General features: G+C 42.2%; 6 protein-coding genes. All 6 read right to left on the bottom strand.

Annotated elements, in window-relative coordinates:
* The coding region (locus tag ACLOR3_RS05660; RefSeq protein ID WP_412037065.1) for a ZmpA/ZmpB/ZmpC family metallo-endopeptidase-related protein at window positions 1-3,321 on the bottom strand (3,321 nt) is incomplete at its 3' end.
* A gap of 246 nt (window positions 3,322-3,567) precedes the next feature.
* Window positions 3,568-4,995 carry a glycogen synthase GlgA gene (gene glgA / locus ACLOR3_RS05665; RefSeq protein ID WP_411400475.1) on the bottom strand — a complete coding sequence of 476 codons (1,428 nt, stop codon included), beginning with the start codon at window positions 4,993-4,995 and terminating at the stop codon, window positions 3,568-3,570.
* Window positions 4,995-6,131: a glucose-1-phosphate adenylyltransferase subunit GlgD gene (glgD, locus tag ACLOR3_RS05670; RefSeq protein ID WP_048717191.1), complete on the bottom strand. Its 1,137-nt coding sequence runs from the start codon at window positions 6,129-6,131 to the stop codon at window positions 4,995-4,997. Before glgD ends, glgA begins: the two co-directional genes overlap by 1 nt.
* A complete protein-coding gene (locus tag ACLOR3_RS05675) occupies window positions 6,121-7,263 on the bottom strand; it encodes a glucose-1-phosphate adenylyltransferase (RefSeq protein ID WP_048717190.1) in 1,143 nt (380 codons plus the stop codon). Before ACLOR3_RS05675 ends, glgD begins: the two co-directional genes overlap by 11 nt.
* 117 nt (window positions 7,264-7,380) lie before the next feature.
* On the bottom strand, window positions 7,381-9,282 hold the full coding sequence (gene glgB / locus ACLOR3_RS05680; RefSeq protein ID WP_287516902.1) for a 1,4-alpha-glucan branching protein GlgB: 1,902 nt from the start codon (window positions 9,280-9,282) through the stop codon (window positions 7,381-7,383).
* Window positions 9,283-9,668: 386 nt separating this feature from the next.
* Window positions 9,669-11,402, bottom strand: coding sequence for a phosphoenolpyruvate--protein phosphotransferase (gene ptsP / locus ACLOR3_RS05685; RefSeq protein ID WP_048689268.1), 1,734 nt, complete (start codon window positions 11,400-11,402; stop codon window positions 9,669-9,671).
* Between the last annotated feature and the right edge of the window lie 8 nt (window positions 11,403-11,410).

The following is an 11,410-nucleotide window of genomic DNA, read 5'->3' on the forward strand; positions in this document are numbered from 1 at the left end:
GCTGGTAAATTTATCAGCAGTGATTCCCATTGCTTCGATTTTCTGCTCAGCTTCTGCCAGAGAGATGCTTGGGATTTTACGGGAATTGTTAAAGGACTTCTTCCCTTCACTCACGCCTTCCACACTGTAATTGCGCTTGGTTCTTGAATAGGTGAAGTAATCATCTGCATCGATATCTGAATGACCAAATACCATCTCACCTGTTTTGACTTTCATCATCGTGATGTTGTCTTCAATAGCACCCAAGGCCCAGTTGGTACCCAGCAATCCACCAGACTGAACAGCTTCTTTGAGTTCGATAGAACCTTTAGCAACTGAATTTCTGAGGACCCCTTCTTTACCAACCGTGTGGTTATTTCCACCATTTTGAGAGGAATAGACTAGACCTGCAGCTTTGGCTTTGTTCCCAGTAATTTCAGCATCAACGTAAGCCTTTTCAACAACACCTTTCCAGTTTTCGCCAACAACACCCGCTAGATAGCCACCTTTGTTACCAGTAGCGTGCAGTTTCCCGATAAAGGCAACATTGCTGACCTTCCCACTACCATCAATTTTATTGACGATCCCTGCTACGTCATTGTTCCCAACAACACTTCCTGTTACTTTAACATTTTCAACAGTTGCATTGTTTTTGATGACACCTGCGATTGGGGCTACTCGATCAGTCCCAGGTAGGTCAATCGCAACATTTTCAAGCAAGAGATTCTTAACCGAGCCACCTTCGATGTTCCCAAACAGTGGTCGCGTGATATTATGGATGGCAAATGTATTTCCATCCGTACTTTCCAAAATTCCCTTGAAAGCATTGGTTACATAAGATTTTCCTGCTGGTTGGACATTGGCCGCATTCATATTGCTACCAATCTTAAAGGTTCCAGTCGGATTGGCTTGCATGGCTTTTACAAGTTCGTTGAAATTGTAGTAGACATCACCTTCATGAGCTTTTGGTTTCGCAATATAGTGGACATAGTCCTCATTGAACTGGTTGTCTGCAGTCCGTTGGACCAAATCTGGAGCTTTGGCTGTTACTTTGTAGAGGGTCGCGCCATCTACCGTCACTTCTTCGATTTTATCAACGGCTAGTTTCGTGACCTTATTATCATAGGTGGTAACTTTTAAGTAGTATGGCTTCACATCAGACGGTGTTTCAGTCAAGAGGCTGCTATCCTTCTCAAGACCTTGGTCATCCACGCTAATCAGACTGGTTTCCTTTATGTTTTTGATTTCAATTTTTTTAAGGTCAAGTCTTAGCGGTTCTTCCTTAAGAACTTCTTCTTCATCCCCATTTCCACGGTCATAGACCATGGTCGTTGCGAGCGTATAATCCTTGTAGTAGTCTAAGTCTGCTAAAGCAGCCGCTAAATCCGTCTCAGAAAGGGCAAAAGTTTTCACCACTTGATCGCCCTTCTTCAATACAGCCTGGATAGACTTGATGGTTACACCGTCTGGTTTATCCAAACGATAAGTAGCTTTGGCACTGCGCTTCAATTCTTCCTTATCGACCTGAGTCAAGGTTAAGGTAGGCTTTTCAAGTTCTTTGCTCCCTTTTTGAATGATCTGATCTTGTGCTTGTTCAACTACTTCCTCAGAAACAGTAGGAGCATCCGCCGTTTTAACCCCCTTGATGGTCTTATAGACCTTAGTGATTTTTTTCTTCCCATTCTTACCAGCTTGAGAAACCCTTTCGGTTCCTTTTAGCAAGGTGGCATCTTGTTCGGTTACCGTCTTAAATGGAATTTCCTCAAACGAAACATCCTCTGTTTGGCCTTCAATCGCCTTACTTCCACGACTAATTTTTTCTGTCACAGGAGCTTTTACAGTTTCAGTTGTCGTACTGAGGGGCTCTCCAACTTTCTCACCATTGACTGTTTTATAGACACGGCGAATTTCCTGGCTACCAGCCTCGCCTTTTTGAAGGAGGCTCTCTTCATCGGTGTAACGATTGGCATCCGTTACATACTCTGTTGCATATGGGAGGGCCACCGTTTCTGTCTCTGTTACCGTCCCTTCTATTACTTGATAGGTTGGGTTCTCCGGTTGAACAGGAGCTTCGCCGACATGACCTTCTTCTTGTGTTCCCTTTGCTTCCACCAGGCCTGTATAGGCTGGAGTCTCTGGTTGAATGGGAGCTTCGCCGACATGGCCTTCTTCCTGGGTCCCCTTAGCTTCAACAACACCGGTATATTCTGAGTTCTCTGGTTGAACCGGGGCTTCGCCGACATGGCCTTCTTCTTGGGTCCCTTTGGCTTCCACAACACCGGTATAGGCTGGGACTTCCGGCTGAACAGGCGCTTCTCCCACATGACCTTCTTCCTGCGTTCCCTTAGCTGTGACCACTGGGGCAGGTTGTGGACTTGGTTGAACATCCTCCTTGGTCCCGACAGCAAGAATTTGTGAAACTGGTTCTTTAGTAACCTTGCTTTCAACTACCTTGCGAACTTCATGACCATTTACCGTACTCACTTCTGTTAAAACAGTTTGTTCCCCATTTTGCCCAGCTCTTAGAATCGTCGTTTGACCTTTTGCTATAGTAGGATCTGCTTGTTCTACAGTTTCAAATGGAATACTTTCTGTTGATACTTCAACTTTTGGCTTTTCCACTACAGGGAAACTAGGTCCTTCTTTTGGTGTAATCTGAGATAGAGTCTCCTCTTTCGTTGTAGGTTGATAGAGATCAGAGATTGCCGGCTTTTCCTCAACTTTCACGACAGGCGCTTGCCCATCCAATTTAGGACTAGCTGAATATCGGAGATAGCCGACGTAGTCATAACCTTCAATCGGAATAACACCGTTGGCTAATTCTTTACTGCTTGCAATTGAAAGAGTTTGATTGTAGCTTGCTAATTCAATATTTTGCAAGGCCGCGGCATCGATAGACAAAAGCAGACTTTGCCCCATAGAACCAATTAATAAAAGTCCCATTACTTTTTTACGATGTTTCTTGGATAGCAAAAGAACTGCAAAGGATGCAGTCGCTAAACTAAGCCCCGCAATCGCCAATTCGGTAGTCCCTGTTTGTGGCAGTATACTCTGGCTAGCTGTTTTCTTCCTATACACCAGATAAAAGGTATCTTCATTTTGATACTCTTCAGGAATAGCATGAATCACCTGAGCTTGTTCCTCAGGAGTCAACTCATTTTCCGTGACATACCCCATATGAACTGTCGCTTCTGCCGTGAATTGATCAGCTTGTACAGAAGGCGCTCCTAATAAGCTAGTTGCAAAGAAAAAGGCTCCAATAGCAACCGGTCCTACTCCTACGGATAATTTTCGAATCGAATACTTGGTAATCTTTTCAACAGCTTTTCTTGTTTGTTTCATCCTATAACTTCCTACATAGTAATATTAGCAAATCATAAGAAGTCTAGTTTATTTTTAGAGAGGACAGGCTCTTTTCCTAAAATAGCTTCCCGTGATTTTTTACCTTTACCTATCTTATCTTTTTTCAGTCATTTTAGCAACATATCTTACTCAGATTTTTTCCTTTTTTTGATTCCCTATATTTTAGTAGTAAACTCTTTCTTCTACAAACAAAAAAACGCCTAAATTAGGCGTTTTTCATTCATCTTATAATGATTGATAGAGATCCGCATAGTGTTGACTAGCCGTATCCCAAGAGAAATCACGACTCATGGCTTCTCTTTGGAGACCGTACCAAGCATCCTTATCATGAGTATAAACTGTCAAAGCTTGGTCGACAGCCCAATTCAACCAATAACCAGATAGGTTGTTAAAGCTAAAGCCAGTACCACTGCCATCAAGCACATTATAGGCTTGTACTGTATCTCGCAGTCCCCCTACCTCGTGAACCAATGGTAGCGTACCATAACGCATAGCCATCATTTGAGATAGTCCACATGGTTCAAAACGACTTGGCATCAAGAAAACATCCGAAGCAGCATAGATTTCTTGCGCCAACTGGACATCAAACATAATATTGGCAGAGAGTTTATCTGGATAAGCTTGAGCAAACCAAGAAAAGGCATGTTCAAAACCAGGATCTCCCGTTCCCAAAAGAACGATTTGGATATCCTTTTGTAAGAGGTTATGTAATTCTTCAACCACCACATCAAACCCTTTTTGGCGGGTCAAACGAGAAACGATTCCAAACAAGGGAACATCATCACGAACCGGAAGTCCGACACGTTCCTGAAGAGCTCGCTTACTTGCTACTTTTCCTGATAAATCATCTTTATTGAAATGATAGGTCAAGAGCGGGTCTGTTTCAGGATTGTAGAGGTCTGTATCGATTCCATTCACAATCCCCGTTAATTTACCAGATTCCATGCGTAAGATTTGATCGAGGCCACAACCATATTCAGCTGTTCTGATTTCATAACTATAACTTGGTGAAACAGTCGTCACACGATCAGCATAGAGGATCCCAGCCTTCATCCAGTTTAAGCAATCTTTCCAACGAAGGGTGCCATCTTCATAGCGCTCAAATCCAACTCCAAACAAATCCCATAACATCCCTGGGTCAAACTGCCCTTGGAACTCCAGATTATGGATGGTCAAGACAGACTTAATACCATTGTAAGCTTGAATCCAACGGTATTTTTCCTTAAGAAGGAAAGGAATCATGGCTGTATGGTAGTCATGAGCGTGGATGATATCTGGAATGAAATCTACACGTTCCATCATCTCAAGCGCTGCCAATTGGAAGAAGGCAAAACGCTCCCCATCATCAAAATCTCCGTAGACATGTCCTCTAAAGAAGTACTTTTGATTATCAATGAAGTAGAAGGTAACACCATCTCTAAAAATACGTTTTACCCCAACATACTCACTTCTCCAACCTACCTTTGTAGTAAAGTGTAGCACATCTTCAACTTGGTCGCCAAATTTCGCCTCTACCATATCATAGTAGGGGAGGACGACACGAACATCATGACCTTTTTTAGCCAAGGATTTAGGAAGTGCCCCAATGACATCTCCCAAGCCCCCCGTTTTTGAAAAAGGAGCTCCTTCAGCGGCAACAAACAATAATTTCATTATCCAATATCCTCTGTAATCACAGCACCTTTTTTAATCACAAGAGGTGCTTCTTTGGTTCCACGAATGGTTACACCAGTCTCAACTACGACGCCCTTGTCAAGAATCGCATGCTCTACGACAGCTCCCTCATGGACAACGACTCCCGGGAATAAGAGACTGCTACGAATTTCTGCCCCCTTGTGTAGATGAACACGACGAGAAATGATAGAATCATGCACCAAAGCTTCGACAATGCTTCCTGATGCAAATTGCGAATTCTTAATTTGCGAACCAGGAGCATAGTAAGTTGGCTCTTCATTTTTCACCTTGGTATAAACTTTTTGATTTGGTGAGAAGAGAGACATGAATTTATTGGTTTCCAACATATCCAAGTTAGCGCGGTAGTAGGATTCAACAGAGTGAATATTGGCAATATAGCCAGTGTATTCGAATGCGAATGCTCCATATTCAACCGCTAAATCACGTAAGATATAACGCAATTTTTCTGGATGTTCTTTATGGATTTCTGCTTCTAATTTTTCAATCAACCATGGTGTATCAACGATAAAGATATCCGTTGACATATTATAGAGAGCATCTGGATCTGTTCCATCAAACAACTTTTGTCCACGTACATGATCTGTCTCATCGATTTCTAAAACCGCATTTACTTCAGAGATGTCACGATGATGCATTTTCTTGTAGACCACTGTGATTGGTCTGTCAACGGTATTGTGCAAGTGGAAGACTTGGTTTAAATCAATGTTTACTAAGATATCACAGTTAAGAGCGACTGTCTGGTTCGAACCAGAGCGTTTCAAATAGGTCAATAGTTGCTCATAATATTCCTTGCCAACGTTTGAACTTTCTACTGGAGTGTTGTAGATACCGAGATAGTAGTGGCTCAAAAGAGTTGACAAGCCCCACTCACGACCAGAGCGAATATGGTCAAAGACGGAACTGATATTTTCTTGCTGGAAGATACCAAATACACTACGAATCCCTGCATTAGCGAGGCTAGAAAGCGGGAAGTCAATCAAGCGATATTTCCCATCAAATGGCAGACTAGCAACAGGACGATGATCTGTCAATGACGACATATCATGGAAGCCTACTGTGTTTCCTAAAATGGCTGAATACTTATCAATCTTCATCTGTTGCTACCCCCACTTTTTCGTTATATCCAACGACTTGTACTTCTTCCGTTCCATCGATGACAACACCTTCTGAAACAACTGCTCCTTCACCGATAATAGCACGTTTAATCACAGCACCTTGACCGATAATGGCACCACTCATGATAACAGAATCTTCAACGACTGCACCTTTACGAACTTGTGCTTCCGTAGACAAGATAGAACGTTTTACTGTTCCGTCTACCAAGCACCCATCCACTACCAAGGAATCTTCAATATGGGCATGTTCGCCAAAGAAGTTTGGTGGTGAAATCAAGTTACGAGAATAGATCTTCCAGTGACGATCCCGGCTGTCTAAGGCATTGTTTGGATCAATGTATTCCATATTCGCTTCCCAGAGAGATTCAATAGTTCCCACGTCTTTCCAATAGCCATTGAATTCATAAGCATAGACACTTTCTCCAGATTCAAGGTAAGTTGGAATAACGTTTTTACCAAAGTCAGACATATCGATGTCACTCTTCTCTGCAGCCACTAGCATGTTGCGAAGACGAGACCAGTCAAAAATGTAGATCCCCATAGAAGCTTTTGTTGATTTTGGCTCTGCAGGTTTTTCTTCAAATTCGACAATTCGATTGTTGGCATCCGTATTCATAATTCCGAAACGGCTAGCTTCTTTTAAAGGCACATCCAATACAGCTACTGTAAGGCTGGCATTGTGATCTTTGTGAGACTGAAGCATGTCGTCATAGTCCATCTTGTAGATATGGTCTCCAGAAAGGATCAACACGTACTCTGGATTGATGCTATCGATGTAGTCGATATTTTGGAAAATCGCATGACTTGTTCCTTCAAACCAACGATTTCCTTCACTTGCAGAATAAGGTTGAAGGATAGAAACCCCAGTATTAATACCATCAAGACCCCAACTGGAACCATTTCCGATATGGTTGTTTAAGGCAAGCGGTTGATACTGAGTAATCACGCCAACATTGTGGATACCTGAGTTGGCACAGTTGGATAAGGCAAAGTCAATAATACGATAACGTCCACCAAATTGCACTGCAGGTTTGGCAATGCTTTGAGTGAGTTTTCCAAGGCGAGTTCCTTGCCCACCAGCAAGGATCAGAGCTAGCATTTCATTCTTCATTGATTACTCCTTTTTGGATTGACGAGACCTTCTTCCCACTTCTGAGGAGAGGCACTGTGGCCTCTTCTACAGACTTAGGAATGGGATCATAGACTGCGATCAGTAGATCACCAACAACTATTTTTTTGTTTTAGACACATTGGAACGAAGTTTTCGTTTCACTTTCCATACACTAGCTCCAAGAGCCGGTAAGGTGAAGGTCAAGGTTTGTGGATAATCTTTCCATAATCCCTCTTGAGTCTTCACTTCCTGGTTGTGCTCTTTCCAGACACCTCCCCATTTCTCTAATTCTGTATTCCAAATTTCTTCATAGACTCCAGCAACAGGGACGCCGACTGTAAAGTCCTTGCGCTCTACTGGTGCCATATTAAAGATACATAGCAGATGATTTCCTTTTTTATCCTTACGAGTAAAGGTCAAGACACTTTGATCTCGGTTATCTGCATCAATAATCTCAATACCATCATAGCTATCATCAATTTCCCAAAGCATCTTGTTATCTTTGTAGAATTGATTGAGCTGTAAAGTAAACTCTTGCATCTTGCGGTTCATGTCATCATCCAGATTGGACCATTCTAGCTGTTCTTCAGACTTCCATTCTAAGAATTGGCCGAACTCTGAACCCATGAAGAGCAATTTCTTACCTGGGTGACAAATCTGATAGGTCAAGAGATTTCGCAAGCCAGCGAACTGGTTGTAGCGATCTCCCCACATCTTATGCATAAGACTCTTCTTCCCGTGGACCACTTCATCGTGAGAAAATGGCAACAAGAAGTTTTCAGAGAAAGCATACATAAAGCTAAAGGTCACCAAGTTAAAATCAAATTTCCGATAAATAGGATCTTCCTCGTAGAAGCGAAGGATATCATTCATCCAACCCATATTCCACTTGTAGTCAAATCCTAAACCACCATACTCTTCTGGACCAGTAATCTTGGTGCCAGATGAACTTTCCTCAGCTACCATGATGACATCCGGATGTTCTGATTTAATCACAGCATTCATCCGTTTAAGGAAATGAATTCCCTCATAGTTGAGATTTCCACCATCGATATTTGGTGTCCATGGACCACTATCATAGTCTAAGTAAAGCATGTTACTGACCGCATCGACCCGAATTCCATCCAAATGATAAAACTCAATCCAGAACTTCACACTAGAGATGAGGAAGGATTGGACCTGGTTTTTCCCTAGGTCGAAGTTCAAAGCTCCCCAGCCATAGTTGTGGGCACGATGATGGTCTTGGTATTCAAAGGTTGGTGTTCCATCGTAATAAGCCAAGGCATCATCATTGATGGTAAAGTGTCCTGGAACCCAGTCCACAATCACCCCGATGTTATTCAAGTGACAGGCCTCAACAAAATCCTGAAACTCTTCCGGTGTTCCGTAGGTATGCTCTAAGGCAAAGTAACCCATCAATTGGTAGCCCCAACTTAATCCAAGCGGGTGAGCCATCACCGGCATGAACTCCACATGGGTATAGTTCATTTTTACTAAGTAAGGAATCAAGTCTTCCTTCAACTGAGCAAACGAATAAGGGCTTCCATCTTCGTTGCGTTTCCAAGAACCTGCGTGAACTTCATAAATATTTACTGGACGAGATCTAAAGCCAAGTTTTCTCCGTCTCGCCATCCAGAGTCCATCTTTCCATTTCCGCTCAGGAATCTCCGTAATGACTGCTCCAGTACCCGGACGTTTTTCCATGCGGACTGCTAAAGGATCCACCTTCATCAAGCGGTGGCCATTTTGTCTTGTAACATGGAACTTATAGATATCGCCAACTTGAGGTGCAGTTGTAAAAACTTCCCAAACACCAGCTTCGTTTCGCACCATAGGAATTTCATTTTCTTCCCATTGGGTAAAATCACCTACTAGGTGTACTGCCTGAGCATTTGGAGCCCATACACGGAAACTATACCCATCCACACCATCTACTTGCTCTTTATGAGCCCCTAGATAATGTTGAAGATGAAAGTTCTCCCCAGTTCCAAATGTATACAATGCTTGTTTCGTATCCATTCACTCACCTCTCTCGCTTTTATGTAAGCGCTTCCTATTAGTATTATTCTACTATAAATAGTTGAAATATTCAAGATTTTTTCTTGAATAATGCGATGAAAATATATGAAAAAAATTTGAAACTTCCATTATTTCCCTGAAATTTTCTAAAGTAGATTCATAATTGTTCAGTTTTCAAACTATCTTTCCAATATTATACTATAAAAATAATTGTAATCAAACCTATTTCCGAAAATTTTTAGAAAATTAAAATTTTTTGTTTTGATATAGCGACACCTAGTCCATTTTTGTTCAGCTACTTCATTTAAAGAAACAAATACAGGTTTAAAATAAAAAAGCTACCACCTCTTCCGAGGTGATAACTTTTATCAGATTTTTAACATCAATTAGTCTACGTTCACGTATTCTTTAGAAAGTTCAAGAACTTCTTCCATTGTTGAACATTCAGTAAGAGCGCGGTTAGCGTATTCTTGCATCTTAGCTGTGTCAAGTTTCTTCATCAAGCTACGTGTACGAAGGACAGATGTCGCTGACATAGAAAACTCATCCAAGCCCATTCCGACAAGAAGTGGAACAGCAGTTTGGTCACCAGCCATTTCACCACACATACCAGCCCATTTACCTTCAGCGTGAGCTGCTTTGATCACATTGTTGATCAAACGAAGGATTGATGGGTTATATGGTTGGTAAAGGTATGAAACTTGTTCGTTCATACGGTCAGCAGCCATTGTGTATTGGATCAAGTCGTTTGTACCAATTGAGAAGAAATCAACTTCTTTGGCAAATTGGTCAGCCAACATCGCTGCTGCTGGGATTTCAATCATGATCCCTACTTCGATGTCGTCAGCAACGGCAACACCTTCAGCAACCAATTTCGCTTTTTCTTCTTCCAGAATACCTTTAGCTGTACGGAACTCTGTCAACAATGCAACCATTGGGAACATGATCCGCAATTTACCGTGAACAGATGCACGAAGCAAAGCACGCAATTGTGTACGGAACATTTGGTTACCTGTTTCAGAGATAGAGATACGCAACGCACGGTAACCCAAGAATGGGTTCATTTCTTTAGGAAGATCGAAGTAAGGAAGTTCTTTATCCCCACCGATATCCATTGTACGAACGACAACAGGTTTACCGTTCATACCTTCAAGAACTGCTTTGTATGCTTCGTATTGGTCATCTTCAGTTGGGAAGTCTTGAGAATCCATGTACAAGAATTCAGTACGATAGAGACCAACAGCTTCTGCACCATTTTCGTTCACACCTTCAACGTCTTTAGGTGTACCGATGTTAGCAGCCAACTCGAAGTGTTTGCCATCTGCAGTAACAGTTTTGGCATCTTTCAAAAGTGCCCATTCAGCTTTTTGTTTAGCGTAAGCTTCACCAGCTGCTTTAAATTCAGCGATTTGCTCTTCACTTGGGTTGATAACAACTTCACCAGTGATTCCAGATACAGCCAACACATCACCATCTTTTACAAGATCTGTGATGTTGTTTGTACCAAGAACCGCTGCAATTTCAAGTGTACGCGCCATGATCGCTGAGTGACTTGTACGTCCACCAATATTTGTAACAAAGGCTTTAACGAACTGTTTGTTCAATTGAGCGGTATCGGATGGAGTCAAGTCATGCGCAACCACGATTGCTTCTTCATTGATAGTTGCAGGGTTTGGCAATTTCTTACCAAGCAAGTTTGCAAGAACACGTTTGGTCACGTCGCGAATATCTGCTGCACGCTCTTGCATGTATGGGTTATCTTCCATTCCTTCAAAGATGGTGATAAACATGTCTGTGACTTCTTTTAAACCAGCCTCAGCATTCACCTTCTTCGTGCGAATTGTTTCCTTGATCTGACCAACCATTTCAGGGTCAGAAAGAACCATCATGTGAGCATCAAATACTTGTGCTGCTTCCTCACCAAGGCTCGCTACTGCATTCTCCCGAATAAGAGAAAGCTCGTTCTGTGAAGCTTCAAGAGCTGCATCCAAACGAGCTTCTTCTGCATTTGTATCTTCGACTGAGATCGTTTCAAATGACAAGTCGGGTTGAACAAGTAGATATGCCTTAGCAACGGCAACACCATCAGATGCTGCAATTCCTTTAAGCATTTCTGTCATGTTTATGC

Source organism: Streptococcus intestinihominis, from assembly GCF_046824975.1.
Classification (GTDB): domain Bacteria; phylum Bacillota; class Bacilli; order Lactobacillales; family Streptococcaceae; genus Streptococcus.

Coding starts and splice junctions, on each gene's coding strand:
- glgA (WP_411400475.1), bottom strand. CDS start 4,995: ATGAAATTATTGTTTGTTGCCGCTGAAGGAGCTCCTTTTTCAAAAACG.
- glgD (WP_048717191.1), bottom strand. CDS start 6,131: ATGAAGATTGATAAGTATTCAGCCATTTTAGGAAACACAGTAGGCTTC.
- ACLOR3_RS05675 (WP_048717190.1), bottom strand. CDS start 7,263: ATGAAGAATGAAATGCTAGCTCTGATCCTTGCTGGTGGGCAAGGAACT.
- glgB (WP_287516902.1), bottom strand. CDS start 9,282: ATGGATACGAAACAAGCATTGTATACATTTGGAACTGGGGAGAACTTT.
- ptsP (WP_048689268.1), bottom strand. CDS start 11,402: ATGACAGAAATGCTTAAAGGAATTGCAGCATCTGATGGTGTTGCCGTT.